This is a genomic window from Brachybacterium kimchii, assembly GCF_023373525.1.
GTDB lineage: Bacteria > Actinomycetota > Actinomycetes > Actinomycetales > Dermabacteraceae > Brachybacterium > Brachybacterium kimchii.
In genome coordinates this window covers 2,945,881-2,961,895 of the sequence record NZ_CP097218.1, presented here as the reverse complement: position 1 = coordinate 2,961,895, position 16,015 = coordinate 2,945,881, and the positions used below count along the sequence as shown (strand labels likewise).

Genomic DNA, 16,015 nt, shown 5'->3' with positions numbered 1-16,015 from the left:
CATACTCCTGGCATGCCCGCTCCCGCGTGGCAGTCCCTCGTGATCCAGGAGCACGACAATGGAGTCCAGCCTCAGCCGCCGTCACGTCCTCGCCGCCTCCGCAGCCGGCGCGACCCTGTTCGGTCTCGCCGCATGCGGCAACTCGGATTCGAGCTCCGGCTCGTCCGACCGCGACCCCTCGGAGATCACCGATCAGACCGTCCGGGTCTGGTTCATGGAGGGCTCGATCTCCGACGAGTCGACGAAGGCCCTCGTCGACGCCTTCGCGAAGAAGTTCCCCGGCAACACGCTGTCCGTGGAGGTGCAGCCGTGGGACGGCATCGTCTCCAAGCTGCAGACCTCTCTGGCCTCGAAGTCCGAGAGCCCCGACCTCGTGGAGACCGGCAACACCCAGTCCAACACCTTCACCACGGTGGGCGCCTTCGCCGACATCTCCGATCTGCTCCCCGATCTGGGCGGCGACAAGCTGATCCAGAGCTTCGTGGACGCGGGCGCGGTCGACGGCAAGAACTACGCGGTGCCGCTGTACGCCGGCGCGCGCGGCCTGTTCTACCGCAAGGACCTCATGAAGAAGGCCGGCATCGACGTGCCCACCACGATCGATGAGCTGAAGAAGGCCGCGATCGACCTCGGCGACGCCAATCCGGCCGACACGAAGGGCTTCTCCGGCATCTACCTCGCCGCCGTCGACATCCACGGCGTCGAGTCCCTGCTCTTCGCCGCGGGCGGCGAGTACGCGAGCGGGTCCGGCGAGTCCTGGACCTCCGAGATCGCCGGGGACGCCTCCGTCTCCGCGCTCGAGACGATCTCCGAGATCTTCTCCGACGGCACCGCGTACGCCCTCGACTCCGCGGCCGCGCAGAAGTCGTTCGAGAAGTACTTCAACGACGAGAAGGTCGGGATGCTGATCGCGACCGGGAACATCGGCACGAAGATCGACAAGAAGCTGTGGGATGCGGACAAGGTCGGGGTCATGGCCCTGCCCGGTCTCCACGAAGGCGAGATCGGCGCGACCTTCGCCGGCGGATCCAACATCTCGATCGCCCAGAACGCCCAGAACCCCGAGCTCGCCCGCGAGGCGCTCAAGCTCATCTTCGCCGAGGACTTCCAGAACCATCTGGCCCAGGACGGCTGGGTGCCCGGGAACATCGACTACGGGGACAAGATCCCCGGAGCGTTCGGGAAGATCTCTCCGGAGATCGTCGAGGCCTCCAAGCTGACGCCCAACACCCCCCAGTGGGGCGTCGCGATGGGGGACAACATCGTGCGGGACTTCTACACGAAGATCGCCCAGGGCAAGGACGTGAAGAGCACCGCGGACGAGTTCAGCGGCCAGCTCGACGACGTCCTCAACGACAAGTGAGCCGCCCCGGCACCGTCCGTCCCCCACAGGAGGTCCTCGTCCGATGACGACCATCGTCCGGCCGCGGCGGCCCCGCGGCGTCCTCGCCCACCGCCTCGCCCCCCTGCTCCTGCTGCTCCCCGCGGTGCTGCTGGTGGTCATCGCCCTGGGCTATCCGCTGGTGCGGCAGGTCATCATGTCGTTCCAGGAGTTCGGACTCGCCCAGCAGTTCGGCCAGCCGCCCGCATGGGTGGGCCTCGCGAACTACGCGAAGATCCTCAGTGATCCGTACTTCTGGACGGTCCTCGGGCGCTCCGTGCTCTTCTGCGTCTGGACCGCCGGCTGGACGATGGGCATCGGACTGGCCTTCGCCCTGATGATGCGCGCCGCCTCGAGCGTGGGGCGCACCTTCATGAGCGTGTCCCTGGTGATCGTGTGGGCGATGCCGCTGCTGGCGGCCCTCACGGTCTGGCAGTGGCTCGTCGACCCGAACTTCGGTCTCGTCAACCACGTGCTCACGGGCATCGGCCTCGACGGGTTCGAGGGGTTCTCCTGGCTGGCCGACAGCCCATGGACCTTCTTCCTCATCGCCTCGCTCGTGATCATCTGGGTCTCGACACCGCTGGTGACGATCACGATCTTCGCCTCCCTCACGCAGGTCGACGAATCCCTCCTCGAGGCCTCGCAGCTGGACGGCGCGACCTACCTGTCGCGACTGCGCTACGTGATCCTGCCGATCATCCTGCCCGTGGTCATGCTCATGGGCGTCCTCCAGGTCATCTGGGACCTCCGCGTGTTCACCCACATCCACGTGCTCCAGGCCTCCGGCGGCGTGACCACGCAGACGAACCTCCTGGGCACCTACGTGTTCCAGGTGGGCATCTCCCAGGGCGACTACGGGGTCGCCTCGGCCCTGGCGATGGTGATCCTGCTGCTCACGCTGATCATGACCGCGGCGTACATCCGCATGCTCTTCACGCAGGAGGACCCGGCATGACCACCACATCCCTGAACGCGCGCGCGGATGCCGGGAGCCCCGCAGGGGCGGCCGCGCCCGTCGTCCGCGACGGCGCCCGCCGCCGCACGAGCCGGCGCTCGCGCCGCCGCATCGTGGTCGACGCGATCCTCGTCGTCTCGGCGCTCGTGTGGCTGATCCCCGTCTACTGGATGGTGAACTCCTCGCTGCAGAGCGAGAGCGACCTGCTCTCGAGCCCGCCGCACGTGCTCCCGCTCCACCCGCGGTTCGAGGCGTATGCGAGCGTGCTGCACGACAGCGCCTTCTGGTCGGCCATGGGCATGTCCCTCGCGACGGCGCTCGTGACCGTGGTCGTGACGACCACGGCCTCGTTCCTCGCGGCGCTCGCGATCTCCCGCTTCCGCTTCCTGGGCCGCAAGGCGCTGATCATCGCGATCCTCGTCGTGCAGATGATCCCCGCGGAGGCGCTGTTCATCTCGCAGTACCGGATGCTCGACGCCTGGAGCCTGCTGAACTCCGTGGCGGGCCTGTCCCTCCTCTACATCGGCGGGGTCCTGCCCTTCGTGATCTGGATGATGCGCGGATTCGTCGACGGCATCCCCGCCGATCTCGAGCAGGCCGCGATGATCGACGGCTGCTCCCGCGTGGGCGCCTTCATCCGGGTGACCCTCCCGCTGCTGGCCCCGGGCCTGGTGTCGACGAGCGTCTTCTCCTTCCTGCATTCGTGGAACGAGTACACGCTCGCGCTGATCATCCTCTCGAAGAACTCGGCGGTGACCCTCCCGATCTGGCTGCAGTCCTTCCAGCAGGGGCTGCGCGACACCGACTGGGCGGGCGTGATGGCGGGCTCGACCCTCATCGCCGTCCCCGTGATCATCCTGTTCGCCCTGGTGCAGACCCGCATGGCGGACAGCATGGTCAGCGGCGCCGTGAAGGGCTGATCCCGGGCCGACCCGACCCGACCCGACCCGATCCGTCCCGGCCCGTGCGACCGCTGTGAGGCCGCAGGGCGCAGCCGCGCACATCATCCCGGGGCCGCGCACGCGCCGCGCGGCCCCGTTGCTCCCGCAGGCGCAGACGAAGGAGGTGCGCGGTGCCCATGGCACAGCGACCCGCTGACCGGACCGACCGACGCCCGAACATCGTGTTCATCATGTCCGACGACCACGCCGCGCACGCGATCTCCGCGTACGGCGCCGGGCTGAACAGCACCCCCTGCCTGGACCGGATCGCCCAGGAGGGGGTGCGCATGGACGACGTGTTCTGCACGAACTCCATCTGCACGCCGTCGCGCGCCTCGATCCTCACGGGCACCTACAGCCACATCAACGGCGTCGCCACGATCTACACGGAGATCGACCATCGCCTCCCGACCTTCCCGGAGGTCCTCCGCGACAGCGGCTACGCGACCGGTCTGTTCGGGAAGTGGCACCTCGGGCTCAGCGAGCAGTCGAGGCCGCGCGGCTTCGACGACTGGCGCATCTTCCCCAACCAGGGCGAGTACCGCGATCCCGTCATGATCGGGCCGGACGGGGAGGAGACGGTCGAGGGCTACGCGACGGATCTCGTGACCGACATGAGCCTGGACTGGCTGCGAGGCGTCCGGGAGGAGCGGCCGGAGGACCCGTTCTGCCTGCTCGTCCACCACAAGGCGCCGCACCGCCCGTGGGTCCCTCACGAGCGCCACGGCGACCTGTATCCCGTCGGGTCGATCCCCGAGCCCGAGACGCTCTTCGACGACCAGGAGGGCCGCTCCGAGGTGATCCGGGACCTCCACATGACGATCGCCGACCATCTCACCGAGGCGGACATCAAGGAGGAGGTCCCCGAGGAGCTGCGCGGCGAGGACGCGCGCGTCGAGCGCACCCGGTGGAAGTACCAGCGGTACATGCGGGACTATCTGCAGACCGTGCAGGCGATCGACGACGGGGTGGGGCGGGTCCTCGACGAGCTCGACGAGCTGGGCGTCGCGGACGACACTCTGGTCATCTACACCTCTGACCAGGGGTTCTTCCTCGGCGACCACGGCTGGTACGACAAGCGGCTGATGTTCCGCGAGTCCCTGCGGATGCCCGTGCTCGTGCGCTGGCCGCAGCGGATCCCCGCCGGCTCCGTCTGCGAGGACATCGGCACCAACGTCGACTTCGCGGCGACCATCCTCGACGCCGCCGGGATCGATGCGCGGACCGCGATGCCCAGGCAGCAGGGGAGGAGCCTGCTGCCGGTGATGGGCGGCGAGACGCCCCCGGACTGGCCGCAGTCGATGTACTACCGCTACTGGGAGCACCTGGACGTGGACCACAACGCCCCGGCGCACTATGGGGTGCGCACCCACGACTTCCTGTTCATCGACTACTACGGCGACGGCATGGGCGCCCCGGGATCCTCGGAGGACCGCCTCGCCGAGGAGTTCGAGCTGTACGACCTGCGCTCCGACCCCGCGGAGCTGCACAACGTCGCCCACGATCCGGGCTACGCCGAGGAGCTCGCACGGATGCAGGCAGAGCTCGCGCGGCTCCAGGAGCGGTACGAGGACCATCCCTACACGGGGCCGTCCACGCCGCGCCCGGACTGGGGCCCCGCCCTGCCGCGGCACTGATCGGCGCGGCGCCGCAGAACGGGGCCGACCGGGATGTCTCCCGATCGGCCCCGTTCCTGCGTGCCCGCCCTCGCGGCGCGCAGCTCAGGCGGTGCTCAGCAGCGGCGCGGTGACTCGAGCGCGCCCGCCGTGGGCGCACGATGGTCCACACGCTCGCCGCTGTAGTCGCGCAGGCCCCGCTCGACCGACGGCGCGAGCCCGCGGGCGGGCGAGCGCCGGTCGACCCGGTACGCGCGGGCGACGTCGGAGGCGTCCTCGGCCGTCCCCGGGGCGCACAGCCGCGGGTCCTCGGTGCTGCCCGTCGGATCCTCCGGGGCGCCGACGACCGCGTGCAGGACGTTGCCCGTGAAGGTATAGCCGGTGGTGGGAGCCAGATTCATGTCGATGCTCCCTCCCTCGCGCGCGGAGACGATGTTCCCCTCGAAGCGCACGTTCCGCAGCGAGTCGGTGTTCTCGTTGACCAGGGTCTGGGTGACGCCCTCGCCCACGGAGATGGTGTTGTGGCGGATCAGGGCCGACTCGATCTCACCGGCGCAGTTCTCGATCCCCCGGTACTGGTCGTCCTGGGAGACGTTGTACTGGACGAGGGAGCCGCGCTGCCTGTCCGTGTGGGTGCACAGCAGGAAGAAGCCGCCCTCGTTGTCGTGGCTGTAGTTGTACTGGAACGTGTTGTCGACCGTCGCGCCGTCGATGTCGTAGGCCATGCCGTCCAGGTGGCCCTTCCCGCCCGAGGCCTCGTTGTACTGGGCGAGCGCGTCATCGGAGTTGAAGGTCCAGAGCCCGGCGTTGTACTGCTTCGAGCGCACGTTGAACCCGCGCACCACGTTGTCCTGCAGCAGGGCGCCCGTCGTGGTGTTCGCGATGATGCCGTCGCCGCCCGCGTCCTCGATGAGGTTCCGCTCGATCTTCACGCGGGTCGACGGGGTCCAGTCCTCGGCCTCCGTGCAGTCGACCTCGGGGCGGCAGCTGAAGTCCGAGAGCACGACGACCATCGCCTGCCGGTCGACGTGACGGATCGAGTTGTCGTGGATGCGGACGTCGTCGAAGGCGGACGGCGTGCTCCCGGTGACGCGGAACGCGAGGCCCTGCGAGCCGTCGGGGCCCTTCGCGTCGTCGCCGAGGACGTCGTGGATGTCGAGGTTGCGGATCTCGAACCCGCTCCGTGTCCCCGTGTCGGCGAGGGAGACGAGCACGCCGCGGCGCGCGGTGCCCGGGTCGGCGGCGTTCGTGACCTCGAGGTCCTGCAGGACGACGTGCTCCATGTTCTGCAGGTGGACGGCCGATGCGGCCCCTGCGCCCTCGACGTGCGCGCGGGCCGTGCCGTGGCCGTAGGCGCCGACGACGATCGGGGCCCTCGTCGTCCCGCGCCCGGTGAGGGTCAGGGTCCCCTCGCAGGTCGTCCCGCGGCGCAGGAGCAGGTGGTCCCCGGCGGAGAGCTTCCTGGCGCCGGCGGCCTCGAGCGAGTTCAGTGGGGCGCGGGCGCTGCCGTCGCCGTTCGAGGCGGCCGAGCAGTCGACGTGGATGGTGCGGGAGGCGCGGCCGGTGGAGCGGTGGTCGCGGCGGGAGTGCTCCCAGGCCGTGGTGCCGGGTACCCCGCGGTCGCCCGCGCGGGGGCCCACGGACCCGTGCGCCGGTGCGGCCGACGAGAGCTGAGCCGCCGTGAGCTGTGCTGACGGGAGCTGTGCAGACGACTGCTGCGCGGCGGGGGCGGGGCGGGTGTCGTGGGATGCGGCCTGGGCGGGGGCCGCGAGCGCGGCGGCGGCGACCAGGGTCAGGGCGCCGACCATCCATCTGCTGCGTCGGGACTGGGGCATGGCTCCTCCTCGAGCGGGTCCAGGGACGACCGCGGGAACGCGGTGTGTGTCACCTCACCATGCGCGAGGAGGAGTGTCAACAATCTTGACGCTTTCGGGGCGGTCTCTGGTCAGACGGGATCGCCCTCCACGGGCCCTTCCGTGTTCGGCTTCCAGCCGAGCGCCGGCGCGACGTGCTGCGCGAAGGACTCGAGGATGTGCAGGTTCAGGTCGACGCCGGCCTGCGAGGGGATCGTGAGCATGAGGGTGTCGGCGCTCTGCACGGCGGCGTCGGCCCTGAGCTGCTCGATCAGCTGATCGGGCTCGCCGGTGAAGGTGCGGCCGAAGGTCGAGCGCATGCCGTCGATGATGCCGATCTGGTCGGCGCCCTCGCCCGGGCGCATGCCGAACAGCATCCGATCCTGCTCGTCCACGATCGGGAACACGCTGCGCGAGACGGAGACGCGCGGGCGCCCGGTGTGGCCGGCCTCCCGGTAGGCGGCGCGGAAGCGGTCGATCTGCTCGGCCTGGAGGTCGCCGAAGGACTCGCCGGTCGCCTCGGTGAGCAGGGTCGAGCTCATGAGGTTCAGTCCCGTGCGGCCCACGTTCTCGGCGCTCTCGCGGCTTCCCGCGCCCCACCAGATGTGGTCGGCGAGGTCGGGGGAGTGCGGTTCGATGCGCAGTCCCGCCCCGGGCGCGGCGCTCGACATATATCCGTTCTCGGCGGCGCGGGCCATGGGCTCCCCGCGCACGGCGCGCAGGAACAGCTCGAACTTCTCCCGGGCGAGGTCGGCGCCGCGCGGGTCGGTCGAGCCGTGGTATCCGAACGCCTCCCAGCCGCGGTCGGCCGGCTCGGGGCTCCCGCGGGAGACGCCGAGGGCCACGCGGCCGTCGGCCAGCAGATCGAGCGCCGCGGCCTCCTCGGCCAGGTAGAGGGGGTTCTCGTAGCGCATGTCGATCACGCCCGTGCCGAGCTCGATGCGCTCGGTGCGCGCCGCGGCGGCCGCGAGCAGCGGCATCGGCGAGGCCGACTGCCGGGCGAAGTGGTGGACGCGGAAGTAGGCGCCGTTCACGCCCAGCTCGTCCGCGCCCACGGAGATGTCGACGGCGTCGTGCAGCATCTGACGCGCGTCGACGCCGGGAGCGCCCACGGCGCTGCCGTAGTGGCCGAAGCTCAGGAATCCGAAGGCTCGCATAGTGGGACCAACCCTATCGGGTCATTGAATATTCCACGACAGCAGCAGCGGTTGCGTCACGGGGTGCGCGACCCGTCCTCCGACGGCGCCCCTTGACGGCGCCTGCTGCCGCGATGGCCGCTGCTATCGGCCCGCGTTGCGCGGATGCCGCTTCGCCGCCCGCTCGTTGCCGCGCCGGTAGTTCCCGGTCAGTCGCGCCATGAGCTCCTGCGCATCCCCGGCTCCGGCGTCCTCGAGGAAGTCGGCGGCGCGCCGGCCGCGCAGGGTGGCGGCCGGCCTGCCGCGGTGGAGGATCACCACGTCCTCGCCGCGCTCGACGTACTCGAACCCCTCGGGTCTGCCCATGGCGGCACGGTACGTCCGCCCCGCGGTCAGGTCACGCGGATTCCGCGCCCGATTCCGTGCCCGCGCCGTCGGCCCCGGACGCTCCGGGGCCGTGCTCACCGGGCACGACGAACGCCCAGAGCACGCCGAAGCGATCCGTGACCTGCCCGTAGTGGTCGCCCCACGGGGCGAGGGCGAAGGGCATCGCGACGCGCCCGCCGCCGCTGACCAGGGCGTCGATGAGCGTGTTCGCCTCCGCCGTGGTCTCCAGTCCGATGAGGAAGGAGTACACGTCCGAGGCGACCTCGGGCTGGTCGGGGCCCACGGCGTCGCCGCCCGTGAGCGTGATGCGACCCCCGTGCAGCTCCGCGTGCGCGACCGCGTCCTGCGGAGGCTGGAAGGGGAAGCCCTCGGTCGGGAAGGCGCCGTAGTGGGAGATCTGCAGCTCGCCGCCGAACACGTCGGCGTAGAAGCGGAAGGCCTCGTCGGCCGTGCCGGGGAAGCTGATGTACGGGGCGAACGCGGGAGAGGCCATGACGGGTGTCCTTCGGGATGGAGTGCGGAGCCGGTGCCGGACAGTATCACCCGGATGTGACCCCCGTTACTCTGGGCGGGGAGAGGGCAGGGCCCGTTGCATGTGTGCGCGGGCCGGGCGACGCGGGAGGAGGGGACATGCACGCTCGACGATGTGCAGCGGCCGCGGCGACCGCCCTGCTGCTGGTCCTCACCGGATGCTCCGTCCCCGAGCCCTCCGAATGGACCTTCAGCCATGCGGCGCTGCTGCGCCCTGCCGATGACCTGCGCACCATCGGGGACGCGTGGCGCGAGAGCCTCACCGAGGGGGCGGTGCGCGCGAACATCCCCGCCGACGCCGCCTGCTACTTCCATCTCGAGGGCGGCGCGGTCCAGGACGACGTCGTCTGCGGGCCCACCCGCCGCGCCGGCCACAGCGCGACGATCTGGCAGCAGGCGCCGATCACGTCCTTCTACCAGCGCAGCGGCAAGGTCGCGCTGACTCTCGGCGGCGACGGCAGCTTCCGCGACGTCGACCCGCGCAGCGTCGGCGAGCTGCGCGCGGCCGACGGCTCGGAGCCCGATCTCACGGTCTCGATCGGCCCGCCGCGCGGCACCGAGCTCGCCGCGGGCGAATCCGTCGAGGTCCCAGCGCGCCCCCAGACGGCCGACGACCGCTCGACCTACGGCGGCTGCATGCTCACCGACAGCGCCCTGTGCACCCTCGACACAGCGGGCGACAGCGGCCGCCGCGTCCTCGGCCTCGCCGGCCGCGAGGTCCTCGTCGTCTTCCAGGATGTCCGCGACGCCGGCTACGCCGCGGAGCCCTACGACCCCGCGCCCGGCACGCGGCTCATGGCGGTCACCATCATCAACACCCGGTCGAAGGGCGTGACCGGCGGGGGCGGGTCGGGCGAGGGGGAGTCCGACGATGCAACCCTCGCCACGCTCATGCCCGTAGGCACCGAGGGCGCGCTGGGCGGCGCGGAGGACGGCACGCTCACGGCCTCCCTCGCCGTCGGCGACGAGAAGGCCCAGGGCCTCGGCGACCTCCCCGAGACCACGGTGACCGCGGACGAGGTGTTCGACCGGCTCAGCAGCGACGCCCCGCCGACGACCGACGAGGACAGCCCTGCGGGCACGACCGTTCGCCTCGTGGCCGTCCCCGAGGACGAGCCCGTCGTCGTCACGGTCTCCGACGGGGACCACGACGCCGCCTTCCGCAGCGACGAGGCGCTGTCCTCGACGACGGTCCCCGCGGACCAGCAGGACTTCTTCCCGATCATCGACCCGTACGGCGACACCCTGCCCGCCGGGATGGTCCTCGGGGTCGACGGCACGCTCGACCTCGGCGGACGCACGAGGCACGACACCATGCCCGTCGAGTTCCGAGCCGCTGTCTCCTCCCTCGCCAACAGCGACGACCAGGTGCTGGACACCGACGACGGGCGCCCGCGGGTCATCGCCTTCCGTCCCGAGGGCGCACACCGCGCGAAGTACGTGACCCGCGTCGAGATCCGGGACGCGGAGCTCACGACCGGCGAGAAGACCGTCCCGCTGAAGGTCGCGGCGGACGAAGAGGACAGCACGGAGGCGCGCGCGACGGCCACGGCCGACCTCGCCGGGATCGGCGCCCCGGAACCTGCGGCCTCCGGCTCTGCGGACGATGCGGACACCGAGCTCTGGGACGACCGGCTGCAGGCCCGCGTGGTGCTGCATCTCGATCTCGCCGATCACCAGGACGGCACGCTGCCGTCCGACCAGCCGAAGCACCTGAAGTGGTCGCAGGACGTCGACGAGACTCCCGGCATCTTCGGCGCCCCCGGCTACGCGACCGTCGACGGCTGGTGACCGGGCCGTCGTCCGCGGCGTGCCGCGCGGCCCCGGCGAACATGCGCTGACGGCCGGACTCCGTGCGGGGAACATCGGGCGAACACTTCGGCATCACGGCTCGCGCGCCGTCGTCGCACGGGGCGATCGCGCACAGGATGAAGACATGGATTCCGTCATGGAGCGCATGTCCCTCGCCCGTTCCGCCTCCGCACGAACCGCCTCCTCCTCGTCCGCCTCCCTGTCCACCCCGGTCGCCTCGCCCCGCCCGGCCGTCATCGGCCACCGCGGAGCCCCCGTCGGCGCCCCCGAGAACACCCTCGCCTCCTTCGGCCGCGCCGTCCGCGACGGGGCCGACGCCCTCGAATGCGACGTCCACCTCAGCGCCGACGGCCACCTCGTCGTCATGCACGACTCCAGCATCGACCGCACCGCCTCCCCGCACGGGCCCCTGTGCGGCGGCGACATCGCCGACCTCACCCGCGCCCAGCTGGACACCGTCGAGCTCGGCGGCGGCGAGCGCATCCCCTCGCTCGACGACTTCCTCGACGCGTGCGGGGGCGGCGCGGGCCGACCCGTCGGCGCGGTCGTCGAGGTCAAGGCCCCGGCTGCCGCCCGCGCGACCGCCCTCGCCCTGCGCGAGCGCTTCGGGGCGCAGCCGATGCCTCTGCCCGACGGCACCCCGCCCGCGGTGATCATCTCCTTCCACCCCGAGGCGCTGCGCACCGTGCGCGAGACCGCACCGGAGATCCCGATCGGCCTGCTCGCCGCCGGGGTCGACGACGAGGTGATGCAGGTGCTCGCCGAGCTGCGCGCCGAGCGCGTGAGCGTGTGGATCCAGACCCTCGAGGACGGCGACGCCGACCGCGCCTGGGCCGCGAGCGGCGCGAGCCTGCACGTGTGGACCGTGAACACGCCCGAGCACCTCGACGCCGCGCTCGCCGCGGGCGTCGCCTCGATCACGACCGACGACCCCGGCTGGGTCGTCCGCGAGCGCGACGGCCGGGCCCAGCCGGTCGGCTGACCGGCCGGGCCCGGTCGCCGCCCGGCTGACCGGCCGTGCTCAGCCGCCGCTCGGCACCTCGTCGGAGACGGCGAACTCGCGCACCTGCACCCACTTTCCGCCCGGGTTCTTCCCGGTCACGGTCACGCGCACCCATCCGGCGCGTACGGGCTGGGCGAGCTCCTTCGTGAACACGGGGTCGCCCGCGAGCGTGCCGATCTTCGTCCAGGTCTCCTGGTCGGCGGAGGCCTCGACGACCCCCGCGTAGACCTGGTCGCCCGCGGTCTCGTCGGACTTCGCCATCTTCAGCTGCACGAAGCGCAGGTCGGACGGGTTCGTGAGCTCGAGGGTGATCGTGTCGCCCTTCTTCGGGGCGCGCGAGGACCAGAACATCGTGGACTCGTCGCCGTCGACCATGAGCGCCGGGGCGTGGTCCTGGTACTGGTCCAGGGTCGTGCTCGCCGTGGCGGGGAGCCCGACGAACGGCAGGGACGGGTCGTCGGGCAGCACGTCGCGCAGCTGCGCCCACGCCCAGGCGATGAACACCTCGAACACGCCGTCGCCCACGCTCGGGGTGATCTGGTCCTCCTCGTACACCCCGTCGTCGCCCTGGTCGGGGACGGTCGCAGCGGTCGCCGCGCGGAAGTTGGCCTTCGCGCTCGCCGCGGCCCTCGACGCCTTCTTCAGCCCACCCTCCTCGAGGGCGGTGAGCATGCGGTCCTGCTCCTTGATGCCCTGTGCCCACTGGGACGCGGCGGTCATCCACGACTTCGTGTCGTCGACGAAGCCCTGCGAGGCCATCGCCTCGAGGGCCCGCGGCAGCTCCGTGATCCGGTTCAGCCGCGTGCGCAGATCCGCGCGCCCGCCCTGGGTGCCGGCCTCGTAGGCCTTCCGGTAGGCCTCGACGTCGGCCGCGAGCGCGGGGGCCTTCGGCGAGCCGTCCCGGTAGGGCCAGTTGACGTTGAGGTCGACGAAGACGTCGAGCGCCCGGCGCACCTGCCGGTCGTCGCCGGCGAGCTCGTCGAGGGCGTCGGCGAAGGAGTCCTCTGCCTCGTACGCGGGCGGGTTCCAGCAGTAGTCGGCGTAGTTCGCGAGCGCCGGCAGCGAGGCGTAGGGCTCGATCATCGGGTTCGACGTGAAGCCGTCGAAGTGCTCGTGCAGGGTGTCCGCGCGACCCTCGAGCGGGTTCAGGAAGATGCGGTCCCGGCGCCCGTCGTTGACGGGGAAGTTGTCCCACACGTACAGGTGCTCGGAGTGGTAGGACTCCTCGGCCTTGCTCGCCGAATCCACGGTGACCTGCGGGGAGAACACTCCCTCGCCCGTCCACTGCACGCGGATGTCTGGGTCGATCCCGGTGCCGAACGCCGTCTTGTAGTCCGAGGGGCCCGAGCCCCAGTACTCCGTGGGGACGGTCTGCAGCGGCTCGAGGTCGTTGGCCTTCACGTACTCGTCCTGCAGACGGTTCAGGTAGTGCGCCTGCGCGGCGGCGAGCGAGTCGAACTGCGCGGCGTCCTCCTCGCCCAATTCGGTGGGGATGTCGTCCAGGGCGATGTAGAAGCTGGTCACGCCCAGATCCCGCACCTGGTCGAACTTCTTCACGGTGGCCGCGAAGTCCGCGTCGCTGCCGTAGGTGATGTCGTTGCCGGGGGAGAGGGCATAGGTGAAGTGCACGTGGTTCTTCGTGGCGGTCTCGACGAGCTCCGCCATGTCCTCCAGCGCCTCGCCCTCGTACAGGTCGCGCCACTTCGAGCGCAGCAGCAGGTCGTCCTTGGGCGTGTAGATGTAGGTGTTGAGCTTGCGGCGCCCGTAGAACGGGAAGTGGTCCAGGCGCGCCTGGTGCGACCACGGGATCCCGTAGAAGCCCTCGATGGATCCGCGGATCTGCATCAGCGGCCAGTCCCGCACCTCGACCTGGCGCAGACGGCTCGTGCCCGCGAGCAGCAGGCGCAGGGTCTGCACGGCGTAGAAGGAGCCGGCGGCATCGCGGCCGGCGAGCACCACGAGCGCACTCTTCGAGCGGCCCGCGGCGAGCACGTACCCCTCGGCCTCGAGATCATCGGCCCCCTTCGCGCCGAGCGCCTCCAGGTTCGGAGCGAGGGTCGGGTTGTCCTCGGAGGTGCCCAGGTGGATGCGGGTTCCCTGCGCCGTGGTCTTCTCACTGGTGGCGGTGATGAGGGAGATGGACGCACCGGCGTCCTCGAGCACCTCGCGCAGGGCCGCGAGCGCGGAGTCGTCGGTGTCCTTGCCGACGATCACGCTGACCTTCCCGGCGAGCGATACGTTCCCGTCGAACACGGTCACCTTCTGGGGGACGGGGTGCACGGGAGGCAGCTCCTTCGCGGGGGTGGCGGGGCCGGGGGTGCCGCCGCCTGCTGCGGTCCCCGCGGCGAGGGCCGGTGCGGCAGCCGACGCGGCGACGACCCCGCCGCCGGCCGCCGCCGCGAGACCGAGCGCCCGGCGACGGGTGAGGTCGGAACGGGGCCCCGTGGCGCGCGGAGTGCTGGCCGGGCCGGTCGAGTCGGTGGGACGGGGCGAGCTGGTGGGGCGCTGATCAGGGGTCAAAGGATTCACAGCAGGGCCTTCCGGAGTGGGGGCAGGAATGGCGGTCGGGGTGGAGTCCGGTCGGGGGTGTCGGACGGAGAGCGGCGGGCAGGAGCGGGAGGGGCGGTCGGCCAGGATCTGCGCCGGAATGCGGTCGATCGGGCACGGAACCTGACCGAAGCGACCCTCCCGTGGGTCCGCGCGAGGGGGCGAGGGACTGGTCGGCCCGCTCGGATCCTCGAAGCACGCGGTCGCGCCCGGGGCCACGGTGACCCACGGCACATTCGCCCTGGCACCCTAACAAGATCCCGAGCCGAGCTCGACGACGTCCCGCCGCGCCGCCCGCCCCTCGGAATACGCACCCCCGCCGCGCGCGTTCGCAATGGACATGAAGGCCATCACTTACAGCGCGTACGGAGACCCTGACGTCCTCGAGGTCAGCGAGGTCGAGACCCCCAAGGTCGGCCCCGGCGAGGTGCGCCTCGCCGTCCGCGCCGCCGGTGTGAACCCGGTGGACTGGAAAATCGTGGCCGGCGGCCTCGACCCGCTCATGAACATCGAGTTCCCCGCGATCCCCGGCTGGGACGTCGTGGGCGTCGTCGAGGCCGTGGGGCTGGACGTCACCGAGGTCGTCGAGGGCGACGAGGTCATGGCCTACGGCCGCAAGGACTGGGTCGAGCAGGGCTCCTTCGCCGAGCAGATGACGGTGCCCGTGCGCACCCTCGCCCGCAAGCCCGCGGCGCTCGACTGGGAGCAGGCGGCCGCCCTGCCCCTCGCCGGCCTCACCGCCTACCAGTCCCTCACCCGCATGGGCGTCGCCGAGGGCACGACCGTGCTGGTCCACGGCGCGAACGGCGGCGTCGGCAGCTTCGCCGTCCAGATCGCCGTGGCCCTCGGCGCGCGCGTCATCGGCACCGCCTCCGAGCCGAACCACGACCGACTGCGCTCCCTGGGCGCCGAGCCCGTGACCTACGGCGAGGGCCTCGCCGACCGCGTGCGCGAGCTCGCGCCCGACGGCGTGGACGTCGTGGTCGACTACGTGGGCGGGGTCCTGGAGGCGACCCTCGACGTGCTCGCGGACGGCGGTCGGCACGCCTCGATCGCCGACGGCTCGGTCGCGGAGTCCGGAGGCACCTACATGTGGGTGCGGCCCGACGCCGAGGACCTCGCCGTCCTCGCCGACATGGTCGACACCGGCAAGCTGCGCGTCGACGTCGCCCGCGCGTTCCCGCTCGAGCAGGCGGCCGACGCCTTCCGCGCCAACATGGACGGCCACACCAGCGGCAAGATCGTGGTCCGCGTCAGCGAGTGAGCGGGCCCCGCTGAGCCCGAGGTGAGAAGGGAAGTGCGCAGATGAGCGAGCCGACGGTCCCGATCACACTGCACCGCGGCGACATCACGACGGACGGCGAGGTCGACGCGATCGTCAACGCCGCCAACTCGACGCTGCTGGGCGGCGGCGGGGTCGACGGCGCGATCCACCGCGCGGCCGGGCCCGGGCTGCTCGCCGAGTGCCGCACGCTCGACGGCTGCGAGACCGGCGACGCGAAGATCACCGGCGGGCACGACCTGCCCGCGGCCCACGTGATCCACACCGTCGGCCCCGTCTGGTCGGCGCGGGCCGACGAGGCCGGCCGACAGGAGAAGGACTCCCAGCTCGCCTCGTGCTATCGGCGCAGTCTCGAGGTCGCACGCGAGAACGGCCTGGCCAGCGTGGCCTTCCCGTCGATCTCGACCGGCGTCTATCGCTTCCCGGTCGAGCGCGCGGCAGCAGTCGCGATCCGCACCGTGCGGGAGACCGCGGCCGCGGTCGGCGGGTTCGAGGAGATCCGCTTCTGGCTGTTCGACGATGCGTCCCTCGCGGCGTACCGGGAGGCGCTCGAGACGGTCTGAGCGGT

General features: G+C 71.5%; 13 protein-coding genes. 8 read left to right on the top strand and 5 right to left on the bottom strand.

All coding sequences use genetic code 11. The features are described from left to right. Positions 1–58 precede the first annotated feature (58 nt). The 4 genes from M4486_RS13535 to M4486_RS13520 all read left to right on the top strand — a co-directional run bounded on the left by M4486_RS13535 (position 59) and on the right by M4486_RS13520 (position 4,917). Positions 59–1,363 carry an extracellular solute-binding protein gene (locus tag M4486_RS13535; RefSeq protein ID WP_249477772.1) on the top strand — a complete coding sequence of 435 codons (1,305 nt, stop codon included), beginning with the start codon at positions 59–61 and terminating at the stop codon, positions 1,361–1,363. 43 nt (positions 1,364–1,406) lie between these two features. Continuing rightward, entirely contained in the window at positions 1,407–2,339 is a 933-nt protein-coding gene (locus M4486_RS13530; RefSeq protein WP_249477771.1) for a carbohydrate ABC transporter permease, read from the top strand. Next, positions 2,336–3,259, top strand: coding sequence for a carbohydrate ABC transporter permease (locus M4486_RS13525; RefSeq protein WP_249477770.1), 924 nt, complete (start codon positions 2,336–2,338; stop codon positions 3,257–3,259). Before M4486_RS13530 ends, M4486_RS13525 begins: the two co-directional genes overlap by 4 nt. A 158-nt stretch (positions 3,260–3,417) precedes the next feature. Beyond that, positions 3,418–4,917 carry a sulfatase family protein gene (locus M4486_RS13520; RefSeq protein WP_249477769.1) on the top strand — a complete coding sequence of 500 codons (1,500 nt, stop codon included), beginning with the start codon at positions 3,418–3,420 and terminating at the stop codon, positions 4,915–4,917. A 95-nt stretch (positions 4,918–5,012) separates the two neighbouring features. Here M4486_RS13520 and M4486_RS13515 read toward each other — a convergent pair whose 3' ends face one another. The 4 genes from M4486_RS13515 to M4486_RS13500 form a co-directional block, all read right to left on the bottom strand. Further along, the gene (locus tag M4486_RS13515; RefSeq protein ID WP_249477768.1) at positions 5,013–6,731 is read right to left on the bottom strand and encodes a right-handed parallel beta-helix repeat-containing protein; all 1,719 of its coding nucleotides are present in this window, start codon (positions 6,729–6,731) and stop codon (positions 5,013–5,015) included. A 110-nt stretch (positions 6,732–6,841) separates the two neighbouring features. After that, complete coding sequence (locus M4486_RS13510) at positions 6,842–7,906, bottom strand: LLM class flavin-dependent oxidoreductase (protein ID WP_249477767.1); 1,065 nt, start codon at positions 7,904–7,906, stop codon at positions 6,842–6,844. A 123-nt stretch (positions 7,907–8,029) separates the two neighbouring features. Continuing rightward, positions 8,030–8,251: a hypothetical protein gene (locus M4486_RS13505; protein ID WP_249477766.1), complete on the bottom strand. Its 222-nt coding sequence runs from the start codon at positions 8,249–8,251 to the stop codon at positions 8,030–8,032. A gap of 31 nt (positions 8,252–8,282) precedes the next feature. Continuing rightward, entirely contained in the window at positions 8,283–8,765 is a 483-nt protein-coding gene (locus M4486_RS13500) for a VOC family protein (protein ID WP_249477765.1), read from the bottom strand. A gap of 137 nt (positions 8,766–8,902) precedes the next feature. On the opposite strand from M4486_RS13500, the gene M4486_RS13495 reads away from it, so the two are divergent. Both M4486_RS13495 and M4486_RS13490 read left to right on the top strand, forming a co-directional pair. Continuing rightward, entirely contained in the window at positions 8,903–10,594 is a 1,692-nt protein-coding gene (locus tag M4486_RS13495) for a hypothetical protein (protein ID WP_249477764.1), read from the top strand. Between the two features lie 145 nt (positions 10,595–10,739). Then, positions 10,740–11,597 (top strand): glycerophosphodiester phosphodiesterase, encoded by an 858-nt coding sequence (locus tag M4486_RS13490; RefSeq protein WP_249477763.1) that lies wholly within the window; start codon positions 10,740–10,742, stop codon positions 11,595–11,597. A 39-nt stretch (positions 11,598–11,636) separates the two neighbouring features. Here M4486_RS13490 and M4486_RS13485 read toward each other — a convergent pair whose 3' ends face one another. Further along, positions 11,637–14,138 (bottom strand): glycoside hydrolase family 84 protein, encoded by a 2,502-nt coding sequence (locus tag M4486_RS13485; protein ID WP_249477762.1) that lies wholly within the window; start codon positions 14,136–14,138, stop codon positions 11,637–11,639. 367 nt (positions 14,139–14,505) lie between these two features. Between M4486_RS13485 and M4486_RS13480 the strand changes: the two genes are divergently transcribed. Both M4486_RS13480 and M4486_RS13475 read left to right on the top strand, forming a co-directional pair. Then, the gene (locus M4486_RS13480; RefSeq protein WP_249477761.1) at positions 14,506–15,429 is read left to right on the top strand and encodes an NADP-dependent oxidoreductase; all 924 of its coding nucleotides are present in this window, start codon (positions 14,506–14,508) and stop codon (positions 15,427–15,429) included. Between the two features lie 41 nt (positions 15,430–15,470). Further along, complete coding sequence (locus M4486_RS13475) at positions 15,471–16,010, top strand: O-acetyl-ADP-ribose deacetylase (protein WP_249477760.1); 540 nt, start codon at positions 15,471–15,473, stop codon at positions 16,008–16,010. Positions 16,011–16,015: the final 5 nt, after the last annotated feature.

Coding starts and splice junctions, on each gene's coding strand:
- M4486_RS13535 (WP_249477772.1), top strand. CDS start 59: ATGGAGTCCAGCCTCAGCCGCCGTCACGTCCTCGCCGCCTCCGCAGCC.
- M4486_RS13530 (WP_249477771.1), top strand. CDS start 1,407: ATGACGACCATCGTCCGGCCGCGGCGGCCCCGCGGCGTCCTCGCCCAC.
- M4486_RS13525 (WP_249477770.1), top strand. CDS start 2,336: ATGACCACCACATCCCTGAACGCGCGCGCGGATGCCGGGAGCCCCGCA.
- M4486_RS13520 (WP_249477769.1), top strand. CDS start 3,418: ATGGCACAGCGACCCGCTGACCGGACCGACCGACGCCCGAACATCGTG.
- M4486_RS13515 (WP_249477768.1), bottom strand. CDS start 6,731: ATGCCCCAGTCCCGACGCAGCAGATGGATGGTCGGCGCCCTGACCCTG.
- M4486_RS13510 (WP_249477767.1), bottom strand. CDS start 7,906: ATGCGAGCCTTCGGATTCCTGAGCTTCGGCCACTACGGCAGCGCCGTG.
- M4486_RS13505 (WP_249477766.1), bottom strand. CDS start 8,251: ATGGGCAGACCCGAGGGGTTCGAGTACGTCGAGCGCGGCGAGGACGTG.
- M4486_RS13500 (WP_249477765.1), bottom strand. CDS start 8,765: ATGGCCTCTCCCGCGTTCGCCCCGTACATCAGCTTCCCCGGCACGGCC.
- M4486_RS13495 (WP_249477764.1), top strand. CDS start 8,903: ATGCACGCTCGACGATGTGCAGCGGCCGCGGCGACCGCCCTGCTGCTG.
- M4486_RS13490 (WP_249477763.1), top strand. CDS start 10,740: ATGGATTCCGTCATGGAGCGCATGTCCCTCGCCCGTTCCGCCTCCGCA.
- M4486_RS13480 (WP_249477761.1), top strand. CDS start 14,506: ATGAAGGCCATCACTTACAGCGCGTACGGAGACCCTGACGTCCTCGAG.
- M4486_RS13475 (WP_249477760.1), top strand. CDS start 15,471: ATGAGCGAGCCGACGGTCCCGATCACACTGCACCGCGGCGACATCACG.